General features: G+C 71.4%; 13 protein-coding genes and 2 tRNA genes. 5 read left to right on the top strand and 10 right to left on the bottom strand.

The genetic code is table 11. The features are described from left to right. Positions 1–12: 12 nt before the first annotated feature. On the bottom strand, positions 13–705 hold the full coding sequence (locus IEZ24_RS14475) for a response regulator (protein ID WP_129454688.1): 693 nt from the start codon (positions 703–705) through the stop codon (positions 13–15). Continuing rightward, positions 702–2,327, bottom strand: a complete 1,626-nt coding sequence (locus IEZ24_RS14470; RefSeq protein WP_207206772.1) for a sensor histidine kinase — start codon at positions 2,325–2,327, stop codon at positions 702–704. The genes IEZ24_RS14475 and IEZ24_RS14470 overlap by 4 nt, the downstream gene beginning before the upstream one ends. A gap of 109 nt (positions 2,328–2,436) precedes the next feature. Between IEZ24_RS14470 and IEZ24_RS14465 the strand changes: the two genes are divergently transcribed. The 4 genes from IEZ24_RS14465 to IEZ24_RS14450 are packed head-to-tail and all read left to right on the top strand — an operon-like array spanning position 2,437 to position 5,913. After that, positions 2,437–3,432 (top strand): Bug family tripartite tricarboxylate transporter substrate binding protein, encoded by a 996-nt coding sequence (locus tag IEZ24_RS14465; RefSeq protein ID WP_129454686.1) that lies wholly within the window; start codon positions 2,437–2,439, stop codon positions 3,430–3,432. Beyond that, positions 3,429–3,971, top strand: coding sequence for a tripartite tricarboxylate transporter TctB family protein (locus IEZ24_RS14460; RefSeq protein ID WP_242498439.1), 543 nt, complete (start codon positions 3,429–3,431; stop codon positions 3,969–3,971). Before IEZ24_RS14465 ends, IEZ24_RS14460 begins: the two co-directional genes overlap by 4 nt. After that, a complete protein-coding gene (locus IEZ24_RS14455; protein WP_129454685.1) occupies positions 3,971–5,515 on the top strand; it encodes a tripartite tricarboxylate transporter permease in 1,545 nt (514 codons plus the stop codon). Before IEZ24_RS14460 ends, IEZ24_RS14455 begins: the two co-directional genes overlap by 1 nt. Next, the gene (locus tag IEZ24_RS14450) at positions 5,512–5,913 is read left to right on the top strand and encodes a universal stress protein (RefSeq protein ID WP_129454684.1); all 402 of its coding nucleotides are present in this window, start codon (positions 5,512–5,514) and stop codon (positions 5,911–5,913) included. The genes IEZ24_RS14455 and IEZ24_RS14450 overlap by 4 nt, the downstream gene beginning before the upstream one ends. A gap of 59 nt (positions 5,914–5,972) precedes the next feature. On the opposite strand, the gene IEZ24_RS14445 is transcribed toward IEZ24_RS14450, so the two are convergent. The 6 genes from IEZ24_RS14445 to IEZ24_RS14420 all read right to left on the bottom strand — a co-directional run bounded on the left by IEZ24_RS14445 (position 5,973) and on the right by IEZ24_RS14420 (position 10,980). Next, positions 5,973–6,045 (bottom strand) — tRNA-Glu (locus IEZ24_RS14445). A gap of 89 nt (positions 6,046–6,134) precedes the next feature. Further along, positions 6,135–6,206, bottom strand: a tRNA-Gln gene (locus IEZ24_RS14440). A 72-nt stretch (positions 6,207–6,278) separates the two neighbouring features. After that, complete coding sequence (locus tag IEZ24_RS14435; RefSeq protein ID WP_129454683.1) at positions 6,279–7,286, bottom strand: CPBP family intramembrane glutamic endopeptidase; 1,008 nt, start codon at positions 7,284–7,286, stop codon at positions 6,279–6,281. 7 nt (positions 7,287–7,293) lie between these two features. Beyond that, a complete protein-coding gene (gene gltX, locus IEZ24_RS14430) occupies positions 7,294–8,760 on the bottom strand; it encodes a glutamate--tRNA ligase (RefSeq protein WP_129454681.1) in 1,467 nt (488 codons plus the stop codon). 23 nt (positions 8,761–8,783) lie between these two features. Beyond that, a complete protein-coding gene (locus IEZ24_RS14425) occupies positions 8,784–9,596 on the bottom strand; it encodes a fumarylacetoacetate hydrolase family protein (protein WP_129454679.1) in 813 nt (270 codons plus the stop codon). 22 nt (positions 9,597–9,618) lie between these two features. Next, entirely contained in the window at positions 9,619–10,980 is a 1,362-nt protein-coding gene (locus IEZ24_RS14420; RefSeq protein WP_129454677.1) for a pyridoxal phosphate-dependent decarboxylase family protein, read from the bottom strand. 92 nt (positions 10,981–11,072) lie between these two features. Between IEZ24_RS14420 and IEZ24_RS14415 the strand changes: the two genes are divergently transcribed. Next, positions 11,073–11,978 carry a 3-methyladenine DNA glycosylase gene (locus tag IEZ24_RS14415; RefSeq protein WP_129454823.1) on the top strand — a complete coding sequence of 302 codons (906 nt, stop codon included), beginning with the start codon at positions 11,073–11,075 and terminating at the stop codon, positions 11,976–11,978. On the opposite strand, the gene IEZ24_RS14410 is transcribed toward IEZ24_RS14415, so the two are convergent. Together IEZ24_RS14410 and IEZ24_RS14405 are read right to left on the bottom strand one after the other, a co-directional pair. Then, positions 11,966–12,607 carry a sulfotransferase family 2 domain-containing protein gene (locus IEZ24_RS14410; RefSeq protein ID WP_129454675.1) on the bottom strand — a complete coding sequence of 214 codons (642 nt, stop codon included), beginning with the start codon at positions 12,605–12,607 and terminating at the stop codon, positions 11,966–11,968. The genes IEZ24_RS14415 and IEZ24_RS14410 overlap by 13 nt on opposite strands. Positions 12,608–12,648: 41 nt before the next feature. Then, on the bottom strand, positions 12,649–14,199 hold the full coding sequence (locus tag IEZ24_RS14405) for an amino acid permease (protein ID WP_129454674.1): 1,551 nt from the start codon (positions 14,197–14,199) through the stop codon (positions 12,649–12,651). Positions 14,200–14,250: the final 51 nt, after the last annotated feature.

Genomic DNA, 14,250 nt, shown 5'->3' with positions numbered 1-14,250 from the left:
CCGTGACCGGCCTCAGGAGCCGCCTGCGCGGTAGCGGCGCTCGGGTCGGCCCGCCCCGCCGTACTGCAGTCGTACGGTCGCCGACCCACGGGCGACGAAGTGCTCGAGGTAGCGCCGCGCCGAGACCCGCGAGATCCCGACCAGGTCGGCGCACTCCGCCGCCGAGAGCTCACCGCTCCCGCGCAGGGACGACAGCACCGCGTCGGCCGTCTCGGGACTCAGGCCCTTGGGCAGGCTCGCGGCAGGAGCCGGTGCGACGGCCGCACCGAAGACGGCGTCGATGTCCTGCTGGCCGGGTGCGCCCGCCCCGGACAACGCCAGCCGCGCCGCCCGGAACGCCTCCAGGCGTACGCGCAGGTCCTCGTAGTCGAACGGCTTGACGAGGTAGTGCACCGCTCCCCCGGACGCTGCGGCGCGGACGGTGTCGGCCTCGCGGGCGGCGGTGACCACGAGGACGCCCACGTCGTCGCCGGCGGCGCGGAGCCTGCGCAGCACGTCGATGCCCGTCATGTCGGGCAGGTGCACGTCGAGCAGGACGAGGTCCGGCCGCAGTCGCGCGACGTCGTCGAGGGCCGCCTGGCCGCTGCTGGCGACCCCGACGACGACGAACCCCTCGGTCCGCTCGACGAACTGCGTGTGGATGCGGGCGACCATGAAGTCGTCGTCGACGACCAGCACCTTCACCGCGTCGGCCGGTCCCGTCATCGCGCCTCCACTCCTGCTCCCACTCCGGGGAGCCGCGCCTCGAACACCGCGCCCGTGCCGTCCGGTCCGGGGCGGACGGTCACGGAGCCGCCCCGACGCTCGCAGACCACCTGCACCAGCGCCAGTCCGACACCCCGGCCCTCCGCCGTCGCCGCCTTGGAGCTCCACCCCCGCCGGAAGATCTGCCCGACCAGCTCCGGCGGCACGCCCGGTCCGGTGTCGGCGACCGACAGGTGCACGGCGTCGTCGCCGACGAGGCGCAGGTCGACCTCGACGCTCGCGCCGCCGACGGACACCGACGCGTCGACGGCGTTGTCGACGAGGTTGCCGAGCACGGTGCCGACGTCGGTGGACGCCTCGGGGTCGAGTCGCGGGAGATCGCAGTCGGCGGCCATCACGAGGTCGACACCGCGCTCGGCGGCAAGGCTGGTCTTGGCGATCAGGAGCGCCGCGACAGCAGGGTCCTCGACGTGCGCCGTCACGGCGTCTGAGATCTCGCGGCGGCGCCGGCTGAGGGTGCCGACGAGCCGGGACACCTCGTCGTACTCACCGAGCTGCACGAGCCCCGAGATCGTGTGGAGCTGGTTGTGGAACTCGTGGGTCTGGGCGCGCAGGGTGTTGGTGATCGACTCGCGCGCGCTCAGCTCGCTCTGGAGGGCAAGCAGCTCGGTGCGGTCGCGCAGCGTGGTCACCGACGCGACCCTGCGGCCGCGCTCGACGACCGGGTTCCGGTTGACGACCAGCACCCGCTCCCCGAGCACGACGACGTGGTCGCGGATCTCCACGTCGTCGGCGAGCAGCTCCCGGACCGCCGGGTCGAGGTCGAGGTCGTCGACCCGACGGCCCTCGACGTCGCCCTCGAGTCCGATGAGCTCGCGGGCGCTGTCGCTCAGCACCGTCACGGTGCCGTCGTCGGCGACCGCGACGACCCCCTCGCGGATCGAGTGCAGCAGCGCCTCGCGCTGGTCGGCGAGCGCGGCGATGGCCGCCGGTTCCAGTCCGCGCGTACGCCGCCGGATCAGGCGCGACAGCAGGAACGAGCCGGCCACGCCGAGTCCGAGACCGAGGCCCGCGAAGGTCAGCAGGTCGGGCAGCACGCTGCGGGCACGCTCGCCCCACGTGGGGTACTCCTCGGCCACCATCGCGATGCCGGCGAGCTCGCCGTCGTCGTCGATGATCGGTACCTGCGCGGCGATCGACGGCGTGCCGAAGTCGTCGACGTCCCCGGTCCAGGTGCGCAGCTGCTGCACCGTGCTGTCGTCGAGGTCGATGCGTCGTTCGCGGCCGCCGAAGTCGCTGCTGACGAGGACGACGCCGTCCGGGTCGGTGAGGTAGACGCCGCTGGCCTGGGCCCTGGTGCGCACCTGCTGGGTGTAGGACGTCAGCGATGCCCGCCGCTCGGCGACCTGGCCGTCCAGGTAGGGATCACGGACGGCTGGGATGTTGGCCAACGACTCCGCCTGGGCGCGCATCCGGGCGCCACGGGTCTCACGGAAGTCAGCGTCGCTCTGCTGCACCGACACGATGCTGGCGACGACCACCACGACCAGCAGCACGGTGAGCTGCAGCACGAGGAACTGCCCGGCGAGCGTCGCCGGCCACCACCGCGAGCGTGACCACAAGTTCCACAACCTCCATTGCTTACCCAAGCGTGACGAGCACCACATGCAGTCTCCACCATCGTCGTGGGCGGACCTGCGTGCCGCCCCCACGAACCCGAGAGGAGTGCACATGAGGCACCGAAGGACGACGCGAGCCATCGCCACTGCGGTGGCGCTCGGCAGCGCGCTGGTGCTGGCCACCGGCTGCGGGGTGACTCGCGGCGACGAGAGCCGGGACCTGACGATGCTCATCCCCAACAGCCCCGGCGGCGGCTACGACCAGACCGGCCGCGCGGCCGTGGCGGTGATGGAGAACGGCGACATCACGGGTGGCTCCTTCGAGGTCACCAACGTGATCGGCGCCGGTGGGTCGGTCGCGATGACGCGGCTGATGAACGCCAAGGGCGACGAGCGCACCCTGATGACCGCCGGGCTCGGCGTGGTCGGGTCGCTCTACTCGTTCGGCGCGCCCTACGCGCTGGACGACGCGACCCCGCTCGCCCAGCTGATCGAGGACCAGGAGGGCGTCCTCGTCCCGGCGGACTCCCCCTTCCAGACCATCGACGACCTGGTGGAGGCCTGGCAGGAGGACCCCGACTCGGTCGTCGTGGGCGGCGGCTCGTCCCCGGGCGGCCCCGACCACCTCTTCCCGATGCAGCTCGCGAGCGCGGTGGACGTCGACCCGCGAGAGCTCCGCTACGTCCCGTACGACGGAGGTGGGCCGCTGACCAGCGCGCTGCTGGGCGACAAGATCGACGTCGGCTTCTCCGGTGTCGGCGAGTTCGAGGGCCAGCTCTCCTCCGGCGAGCTGCGGCTCCTGGCCGTCTCCGGTGAGGAGCGCCTCAAGGGCGAGGGCATCAGCGACGCCCCCACCCTCACGGAGGCCGGGATCGACCTGGTCTTCACCAACTGGCGCGGCGTCTTCGCGCCTCCCGGCATCAGCGAGGAGCGCCGCGACGAGCTGATCGCGATGCTCGAGGAGATGCACGACACCCCCGAGTGGCAGCAGGCCCTCGAGGACAACGGCTGGATCGACGAGTTCAAGACCGGCGACGACTTCGCCCAGTTCCTCCGGGAGCAGGACGAGCGCGTCGCCACCACCCTCGAGGACCTGGAGCTGCTGTGAGCACACCACTCGACACCCACCCGGACACCCCGGGCACCCCGGCCGCCGCGGCGGCCGAACCCCAGCGCGACATGGCGCAGCTCGGCCTGGCGGCCGTGCTGGTCGTCGTCGGCGCCTACACCTTCTACGACGCGACCACCTTGCGGATCGGCTTCGGCGACCCCGTCGGCCCCCGCGTGTTCCCCTACGTCATCGGCGCGGTGACCGTGCTGCTCGGCGCGCTGCTGGCCGTCGCGACGATGCGGGGCGACGTCCCCGAGGCCGAGGGCGGCGAGGACGTGGACCTGCGCCAGCCGGCCGACTGGCTCACGGTCGCCAAGCTCGTCGGCGTCCTCATGGTCACCGTCCTGACCATCTCGTTCCTGGGCTGGGCCGTCAGCGGCGCGATCCTGTTCGTCGGATCGGCCTGGTCGCTCGGCAGCCGCACGCTGGTCCGCGACGTCATCGTCGGCTTCGTGCTGTCGGTGAGCAGCTGGTACGCCTTCCACGAGGGACTGGGCGTCATCCTGCCCGCAGGGATCCTGGACGGGGTGCTGTGATGGACAACCTCTCCCTGCTCATGGACGGCTTCGGAGCCGTCCTCACCCCGCAGAACCTGCTCTTCGCCTGCATCGGCGTGCTCCTGGGCACCTTCGTCGGCGTGCTGCCCGGCATCGGTCCCGCCATGGCCGTGGCCCTGCTGCTGCCGGTCACCTACGGCCTCGACCCGATCGGCGCCTTCATCATGTTCGCCGGCATCTACTACGGCGGCATGTACGGCGGTTCGACGACGTCGATCCTGCTCAACACGCCGGGCGAGTCCGCCTCGGTGATGACCGCGCTCGAGGGCAACCTGATGGCCCGGGCCGGGCGGGCGTCCCAAGCGCTGGCGACCGCCGCGATCGGCTCCTTCATCGCCGGCACCATCGGCACCCTCCTGGTGGTGTTCTTCGCCCCGGCGCTGGCATCGGTGGCGGTCGAGATCGGCGCACCGTCCTACTTCGCGCTGATGGTGCTCGCCATGATCATGGTGACCAGCGTGCTCGGCGGATCCCCGCTCCGCGGCTTCATCGCCCTGTTCCTCGGCCTCACCATCGGGCTGGTCGGGCTCGACCTCAACACCGGTCAGCCACGGCTCAGCTTCGACCAGCCGCTGCTCGCGGACCGGATCGACGTGGTCGTCGTCGCGGTCGGCATCTTCGCCCTCGGCGAGGCCCTCTGGGTGGCCGCGCACCTGCGCCGCAGCCCCCTGCACGTGATCCCCGTCGGTCGTCCCTGGATGGACCGCGCGGACCTGCGACGCTCCTGGGGCCCGTGGCTGCGCGGCACGGCGTACGGCTTCCCGTTCGGCGCGTTGCCCGCGGGCGGCGCCGAGATCCCGACCTTCCTGTCGTACCTGACCGAGAAGCGGATCGCGAAGCGCAAGGGCGTGGACGAGTTCGGCAAGGGCGCCATCGAGGGCGTCGCCGGGCCGGAGGCCGCCAACAACGCCTCGGCCGCAGGCACCTTCGTCCCGCTGCTGGCGCTCGGCCTACCGGTCACCGCGACCTCGGCCGTGATGCTGGCCGCCCTCCAGGGCTACGGCATCGAGCCCGGTCCAGGCCTGATGACCGACCAGCCCGAGCTCGTGTGGGCGCTCCTCGCCAGCCTGCTGATCGGCAACGCGCTGCTGCTCGTGCTCAACCTGCCGCTCGCGCCCGTGTGGGCCAAGCTGCTGCGGATCCCCCGCCCCCAGCTCTATGCCGGCATCCTGTTCTTCGCCGCGCTCGGGGCGTACGCCGCCAACCTGCAGGCCTTCGACCTGTTCCTGCTGGTGCTGCTCGGCCTGCTGGGCCTGGCGATGCGGCGCTTCGGCCTGCCGGTGCTGCCGCTGATCCTGGGCGTCATCCTCGGCCCGCTGATGGAGTTCCGGCTCCGTGAGGCGATGGCCATCTCGGGCGGCGAGGTCGCCGGGCTCTGGAGCGAGCCCCTCGCGGTCGTGATCTACGTGGTCGTCGCGCTCGCCGTCATCGCTCCCCTGGTGCTGCGCCGCGTACGACCGGCCCCGGCCGCTGTGGCCGAGGACCTCGACATCCCCGCCGTGGAAGAGGAGAAGGTGCGATGAGCCCGACGACGATCGTGGTGGGCTGGTCCCCCGACCTGTACGGCGAGGCGGCCCTGGCCCGGGCCGTCGAGGAGGCCCGGCTGCGGTCGGGGCGCGTGGTGGTCGTCAACGCCACCCGCGGCGACGCCCTCGTCGACGACCGGTACGCCGACGACGAGCAGCTCGCCCGGCTGACGGCCGGTCTGGCCGACAGCGGACTCGAGGTGGACGTACGCCGCTCGATGGGCTCCGACGTCGGGGACCAGGTGCTCCAGGTCGCGGCCGACGTCTCGGCCGACCTGGTCGTGATCGGCCTGCGCCGTCGCTCCCCCGTCGGCAAGCTGCTGATGGGCAGCGTGGCCCAGCGGATCCTGCTCGGCGCGGACTGCGCCGTGCTGGCGGTGAAGCCTCCGCACTGATCGCAGGTGCTGCACGACGACGAAGGACCCGGTCTGGTGACCGGGCCCTTCGTGTGCTGTACCCCCGACCGGATTCGAACCGGCGCTACCGCCTTGAGAGGGCGACGTGCTAGGCCGCTACACAACGGGGGCTTGCAGTGCTGCTCCGAGGAGCAACGGAGCTGAACTCTAGCGGTGCCGGAGTTGTCGCTCCAAATCCTGGCCCGGGGGCCGGGATCTTGCTGGGGTACTAGGACTCGAACCTAGAACAACTGAACCAGAATCAGCCGTGTTGCCAATTACACCATACCCCATGGGGGTATCGGATCGTCTCCGACCACCCACGACGTCCGGCAGTGGTGACCACTGCGGAACGACCCCGAACGTTACACGCGCGGTGGCGGCACGGCCAAAACGGGGTCCCCCGACGGCGGCGGGAGCGCCGGTCCCCCGACCGGCGGCCCGACGTTGACGAGCCCCATCGCCCGCGCGACCCACGTGGCGAGCCCGAGGTAGACCAGCGACTGCGTGAGCGTGGACAGGATCGTCCACCAGCTGCCGCCGCCTTCGGCATTGAGCGCCGACGTCAGGTCACCGAAGGCCAGCGCGAGACCGAAGGCGAGGAAGTTGTTGAGCACGTGCATCGCGATGGGTGCCTCCAGCCCGCCCGTACGGATGACGAGGATGCCGGCGACCACGCCGAAGGCGAACCGGTCGAAGAACACCGGCCAGTCCTGGGAGAGGCCGTGGAACAGCGCGAAGACCAGCGCCGGGACCAGCACCGCCAGTGCCTGCGAGGCCCGTCGGCCCCACACCAGGGAGCCGCACGCCTGGGTCAGGTAGCCGCGGAAGAGGTACTCCTCACCGGCCGCCTGGAGCGGCGTGAGCAGCAGGATCACGATGATGAAGTCACGGGTCTGCGTCGTGAAGTCGTTGACCTCACCGACCGGTGCGTCACCGGCCTGCAGTGGCAGCAGCAGGCCGACCCCCAGGGACGCGAGGAGCGCCACCACCGACAGCCCCACGCAGACGAGGAGGTAGCCCCAGCGCAGCCTGGGGGCGACCGAGGAGACCCACCGCGGCTTGAGCCGGTGGAGCCACCACGTGACCAGGAAGGTCAGCGGGATCGCGGCGGCGATGATCGCGTTGAGCAGGGCCAGCCCGGCCGGCGTCGCCTCGGCGGTGATGTCCAGGACGCGACCCGCCTCCTCCATGCTGCTGCCGGTCAGCAGGAGGACGGCGAACGCGACGCCGCCGGCGACGAGCGGGACGACGCCGAAGACCAGGACGAGCAGGAGCAGCGCGCCCACGATGGAGCGCCACTCGCCGGGGCGACCGACGCGGTGCAGCTCGTGGTACTGCGGCTGGTAGTCGGGCGGCAGTGCTCTGGCCATGGGCGGGTCAGGCCAGGGCCGACTGGAGGCGCGCGAGACTGCGCTCGCGGCCCAGCAGCTCCATCGACTCGAACAGCGGCGGGCTCACGCGCCGTCCGGTGACGGCCACGCGTACGGGGCCGAACGCCACCCGGGGCTTGAGCTCCATGCCCTCGATCAGCGCCACGCGCAGCGCCTCCTCGATCGCGGCGGTCGACCACTCACGGAGCCCCGAGAGGGCGTCGTACGACGCCTGGACGACGCCGCGTCCGGTCTCGTCGAGCACCTTGGCGACGTCGTCGGGGTCGCGCTCGAAGTCGGCCTCGTCGACGAAGAGGAAGGCGAGCATCGGAGCCGCCTCGGTGAGCTTGTTGATCCGCTCGGCCACCAGCGGCATCGCGAGCTCGAGCATCTGCGCGTCGGCGTCGTTGACCGGGTCGCTGACGACCCCCGCCTCCTTGAGGAACGGCAGCACGCGGTGGGTGATGTCGTCGAGCGGCAGCAGGCGCATCTGCGAGGTGTTGATGGCCTCGGCCTTCTTGAGGTCGAAGCGCGCCGGGTTGGGGTTGACGTCCTTGATGTCGAACGCCTCGACCATCTCCGCCACCGAGAACACGTCGCGGTCCGCGGCGATGGACCAGCCGAGAAGCGCGAGGTAGTTGAGCAGGCCCTCGGGCAGGAACCCCTGCTCGCGGTAGGCCAGCGCGTGGGCCTCCGGATCGCGCTTGGAGAGCTTCTTGTTGCCCTGGCCCATCACGTAGGGCAGGTGTCCGTAGGAGGGCACCTCCTGCGCGATGCCCAGGGCGACGAGCGCCTCGAAGAGCGCGAGCTGGCGCGGGGTGCTGGAGAGCAGGTCCTCGCCGCGCAGGACGTGGGTGACCTCCATGAGCGCGTCGTCGACGGGGTTGACCAGCGTGTAGAGCGGGTCGCCGTTGGCGCGCGAGAGGGCGTAGTCGGGGACGTTCTCGGTCTCGAAGGTGATGTCGCCACGGACCAGGTCGGTCCAGGTGATCGAGCCGTCCGGCATCCGGAAGCGCACGATGGGCGCCCGGCCGTCGGCCTCGAATGCCGCCCGCTGCTCGTCGGACAGGTCGCGGCAGAAGCCGTCGTAGCCCTGCATCTTGGAGCCCGAGGCCTTGCGGCGGGCGTCGACCTCCTCGTTGCGGCAGTAGCAGTCGTAGGTGTGGGACGACTCGCGCAGGCGGGCGAGGACGTCGCGGTAGATCTCGCCGCGCTCGCTCTGCTTGTAGGGGCCGTGGGGGCCGCCCACCTCGATGCCCTCGTCCCAGTCGAGACCGAGCCAGCGCCACAGCTCGAGGATCGCGTCGTAGGACTCCTGGGTGCTGCGCTCCCGGTCCGTGTCCTCCATGCGGAAGACGATCTGCCCGCCGTGGTGGCGTGCGAACGCCCAGTTGAACAGGGCCGTGCGGACCAGGCCGACGTGCGGCGAGCCGGTCGGCGAGGGGCAGAAGCGGACGCGTACGGGGGTGCTCATGGCGATGGTCGGAACTCTCTAGGTCAGCTGCGCTGGGCGACGGGGTTGGTCAGTGAGCCGATGCCGGCGACCGAGATCTCGACCTCGTCGCCGACCTGCATCGGACCGACACCCTCGGGGGTGCCGGTGAGGATGACGTCGCCGGGCAGCAGCGTCATCACGGAGGAGACGTGGGCGACCAGGGTCGGCACGTCGAAGATCATGTCGGCGGTGGACCCGTCCTGGACGACGTCGCCGTTGAGGAAGGTCTGGACCTGGCGACCGTCGATGAACGCCTGCGGGTCCAGGTCGGTCTCGATCCACGGCCCGAGGGGGCAGAACGAGTCGAACCCCTTGGCCCGGGTGAACTGCACGTCGGACCGCTGGAGGTCGCGCGCCGTGACGTCGTTGGCGATCGTGTAGCCGAAGATGACGTCGGTCGCCTGCTCGGCCGGCACGTCCCGGCAGATCCGCCCGATGACGACCGCGAGCTCGCCCTCGTAGTGCAGGTTGCTGGTCTGCGGCGGGTAGAAGATCGGGTCGCCGGGACCGACGACGGTGGTGTTGGGCTTGAGGAACATCAGCGGCTCGGCCGGCAGGTCGTTGCCCATCTCGGCGGCGTGCGCGGCGTAGTTGCGGCCGATGCCGACGACCTTGCTGCGCGGGATGATCGGCGCGAGGAGGCGTACGTCGCCGAGCGGGTACTGCTCCTCGAGCACCTTGACCCCGACGTAGAGGGGGTCGCCTGCGAGGGCCACGACGACGGAGTCCTCGGCGGGCTGGCCGAACTCGTCGACCTCACCGGTGACGACGCCGAAGCGGGGCTCCTCGCCCGTGCTGAACCGACAGATGCGCATGCGCCGACCCTATCCAGCGCGCCTACCTGCCGGCCGCCCGGTGCAGGGCCGCGATGCTGTGGGCGACGTCGTCGACGGTGGTCGACCAGTTGCTCACGCTCACCCGGAGGACCGCCCGGTCGTGCCAGCGCGAGCCCGTCATCCACGCGGTGCCCTCGGCGAGCATCGCCTCGACCACGCCGCGGGTGCGGGCGTCGTCACCGAAGGACGCGCACACCTGCGTGAAGACGACGTCGTTGAGCACCTCCGCCCCGTCGATGGCGGCGATGCCCTCGGCGAAGGCGGCGGCGTGGTCGCAGAAGCCGTCCACGAGGTCGACGACCCCGTCGCGACCCAGCGCGCGCAGCACCGCCCAGACCGGGAACGCCCGGCCACGCCGGCTGATCTCGGGCACCTTGTCGAACGGCTCCCCCGCCGCGTCGTGGATCAGGTAGTCGCCGTGCATGCCCATCGCCGCGCGCAGCGCCGCCCGGTCGCGCACGATCGCGAGCCCGCAGTCGTACGGCACGTTGAGCGTCTTGTGGGCGTCGGTGGCCCACGAGTCGGCCCGCTCCGCACCCGCCACGAGGTGCCGGTGGCGCGGGGACGCCCCGGCGAACAGGCCGAACGCCCCGTCGACGTGCACCCAGGCGCCGGCGTCGTGGGCCGCGGTCACCGCCTCGTCGAACGGGTCGAACGCCCCGGAGTGCACGTTGCCGGCCTGCAGGCACACGATCGTGGGTCGACCGTCCCCGGCGTCCAGGGCCGCCGCGAGCGAGGCCGCCTGGACCCGCCCCTGGTCGTCCACCGCGACCGGCTCGGGGGCGCCGAGGCCGAGGTAGCGCAGGCTCAGGTCGATCGTGTCGTGCCGCTCGGCGCCCACGAGCACGCGTACGCCCGGGGACCCGACGAGCCCGCGCTCGGCCACGTCCCACCCGGCGCGCCGCAGCACCTCGTCACGGCCCGCGGCCAGGCAGGTGAAGTTGGCCATCGTCCCGCCTGTCACGAAGCCGACGGCGCTGCCGGTCGGCAGGCCGAGCAGGTCGACCACCCACGCCTCGGCCACGTCCTCGACGGCCGAGTGGGCGGGGGTCGGCATCCGCAGCGCGGCGTTCTGGTCCCACGCGCTGACCAGCCAGTCGACGGCCAGCGCCGCCGGGTGCGCACCGCCGATGACGAACCCGAAGAAGCGGCCGCCGGGCATCGCGGTCAGGCCTGGCTCGCAGGCCGCGGCGAGCTCGTCGACGACGGCTGCGGGGTCGGTCGGGCCGTCCTGGAGGTGCCGGTCGAGGCGAGCCAGCATCTCGTCGGCGGTGAGGCGCGGCGGCACCTTCCGGTCGGCGAGCGAGCCCAGCCACCCGACGGCGTGCTCGTGGGCGCGGTCGAGGCCCGAGGTGCGGTCCATGCGGGCAGTGTCCTCCGCGGACGTGCCCCGGTCGAGGGTTCGTCGAAGCGGTCCGGACCGCTCGGGCGCCGTACCGTTGCCGCGTGCACGTGATGTCCGGACCCGAGTGGCGGGCGCGGGCCGAGGCCCACGCCACCCGCGTCGACGCCTTCGTCGAGCCGCACCTCGCGCGCCGCGCCGAGAAGGTCAGGCACCCGGTGCACGACTTCCTCTTCACCTACTACTCCCACCGACCCGCCCAGCTGCGCCGGTGGCACCCGGGGTACGGCGTGGCGCTGGCCGACGCGCAGGCGTACGCCGGGCTCAAGGGCTACGCCCCCCTCGGTTTCGACACGCTCGCTTCGCTCGCTGCTCAACCAGCGGGGGCAGTCACGGTCACCGAGGCGTACGTCGTCTCGCAGCGCCCGCTGCTCACCCAGCTGCACACGCTGCTGTCAGCGACCGCGAGGCGTACGCCGCAGTTCGGCTGCTTCGGCCTGCACGAGTGGGCGATGGTGCACCGCTCGGCCGAGCACGGGACCCGCCACGACTGGCCGCTGCGGCTGGGCCAGGAGGGCACGGACGAGGTCGTCGAGTCGCACCGGATCGGGTGCTCGCACTTCGACGCGTTCCGGTTCTTCACCCCGACCGCCCGCCCGCTCAACACCCTCCAGCCCGGGCGGGACGACCGCGCCGACTTCGAGCAGCCCGGCTGCCTGCACGCCGGGATGGACCTCTACAAGCACGCCTTCCGGCTCTCCCCGATGGTCTCCAGCGACCTGGTCGCCGACTGCTTCGAGCTCGCCCGGGACATCCGGGTGCTCGACATGCGCGCGGCCCCGTACGATCTCACCGACCTCGGGTTCGATCCCGTCCGGATCGAGACGCCAGAGGGCAAGGCGGCGTACGTCGAGGCGCAGCGCGGGTTCGCCGAGCGCGGTGCCCCGCTGCGGGCGCGGCTCGTCGCCGAGTGCGAGCGCCTGCTCGAGGTGCCCGACCGGCAGCCTCAGAACTCGTAGCCGAAGGCCTCGATGGTGTCGGCGAAGACGGTCGCCACGCGGTCCTTCGAGGTGGGCGTGTAGAGCTCGCGGTAGTGACCGGCCGGGCGGGCGTTGCCCTTGGCGCGGGGCAGGTCGGGCTCGCCGGGCAGACGGAGGTGGTCCCAGACCTCCTGGAGCTCGGCGTCGAGGTTCTCGTAGCGCAGCACCCGGTCGAGCACCATCTTGCCGCGGATCCGGTAGAGCCTGCGGTTGTTGGCGAGCTGCTCGATCCAGATCTCCTGGACGTAGGTCTCGAAGTCGGGCAGCTCGTCGCGGTCCTTGTACTTCCAGAAGTAGAGCGAGACCACCGCGTCCCACGGGTTCCGCTCGATCGCGAAGGTGAAGTAGGAGTCGAAGACCTCGGCGCCCAGCAGGTCGCGGGTGGCCTTGGCCCCCATGTGGTTGTAGGCCTTGCGCGGCTGCGGCGGCGACTGGAAGTTCTGCGGCGCACGGCCTCCGGCGGCCTGGCGCAGCTTCTCGTCCTCCGGGCTGATCTCGGTGATGACGTCGTCGGGACCGCACACCTTCGACAGCGCGATCTCCACGCTCGTGCCCGCGGTCTTGCGGGTCTTGAGGAAGACGAAGCGGTGCTGGTGGGACGCGATCACGGGCACGACCCTATCCGTCGACCCGCGGTGGCGGGCCCGACCTACCCGCGGTCCTCCTCGGCCAGCAGCTCGTCCTCGACCGCGCCGCCGTAGCCCTCCGCCTCGGGGTCGCCGTGCATGCCGTGGCTCACGGCGTACTCCTCCTCCGGCGAGAGGATCAGCCGGTGCCGGCCCACGGCCCCGAAGAGCGCCAGGCCGATCGCGTAGACCACCGCGATGGCCACGATGGCCGGGCGGAAGTCGGGGTTGATGAAGACGCCGATGAAGGTGACGCCCGCGATGACGCCGGCGACCACGGCGCCGGGGACACCGACCGGGCTGACGTAGGGGCGCTTGGCGTTGGGGAACTTCTGGCGCAGCAGCACGTACGACACCATCTGCAGGACGTAGGCCAGGACCGCACCCCACACGGCGATGTTGAGCACGATGGCGGTCGCCTGCTCGCCGGCCTCGCCACCGCGGCGGGACAGGATGTCGACGATCAGCAGCACCACGAAGCCGAACGCGGCGCCGGCCACCAGGGACACCCACGGGGTGCGGCGGGCGCCGGTGATCGAGAGGAACTTCGGGTAGTAGCCGGCCCTGCTGAGCGAGTACATGTTGCGGCCGTAGGCGAACATGATCCCCTGCAGGCTGGCGAGCAGTCCGATCAGTGCGAAGAGCGACAGCAGCGCGGCGAGGTCGTCGGACAGGAAGGCCCGGAAGCCGTCGAGCAGCGGCTCGCCCGACGAGCCGAGTGCCTCGGAGCCGACGACGGCCGGGTTGAGGACGAAGACCAGCGTGCCCGTCGCGCACAGCGTGGTCAGGCCGATGATGCCGGCGCGCGGGATGTCGGTCTGCGGCGAGTGTGCCTCCTCCGCGGCCAGCGGCAGCTCCTCGATGCCGAGGAAGAACCACATGGCGAACGGCAGCGCGTAGAGCACGCCGAGCCAGCCGAACGGGAGGAACTCGCTGTTGCCGGGCTCGGGCTCGATGTCCAGGAGGCGGCCGAAGTCGACCGCGCCGTTGGCGATCGCCAGCACGGCGAACAGGACCAGGACGCCGATCGAGATGATCGCGACGACGATGGCGAACTTGAACGAGATCTCGGCGCCCGCCGAGTTCAGCCCGACGAAGACGGCGTACAGCACGATCCACCAGATCCACTGGTCGTCACCGACGCTGAGGCCGAAGAGCTCGTCGGTGATCGAGTCGAGGTAGAGCGCGGAGAACAGCACGATCACGCCGGTGGTGAAGACGTACTCGATCGTCTCGGCGAGCCCGGTCACGAACCCGCCCCACGGACCCATCGCCGAACGGGCGAACGAGTAGGCCCCGCCCGTGTGCGGCATCGCGGCCGACATCTCGCCGATGGAGAACAGCATCCCGAAGTACATGACCACGATGACGATGCTGGCGATGGCCAGGCCGCCCCACCCGGCCTCGCCGATGCCGAAGTTCCAGCCGGAGAAGTCACCGGAGATGACCGCGGCGACACCGATGCCCCACAGGCCCCAGAACCCGGCGGACCGATGGAGCTGGCGCCTGTCGAAGTAGCCCTCCTCGGCGTGGTGGTAGCTCACACCGGAGACGTTGAGGCTCTCTTTGCTCATGTCGGACGCTCCTCGAGGGACTGGGTCGCATGACGGCTCTGGCCGGATGCT

It is taken from the genome of Nocardioides ganghwensis, assembly GCF_014779655.1.
Taxonomy (GTDB): domain Bacteria; phylum Actinomycetota; class Actinomycetes; order Propionibacteriales; family Nocardioidaceae; genus Nocardioides; species Nocardioides ganghwensis.
Note: the sequence above shows the minus strand (reverse complement) of the source record. Positions and strands in the feature narration are given on the sequence as shown.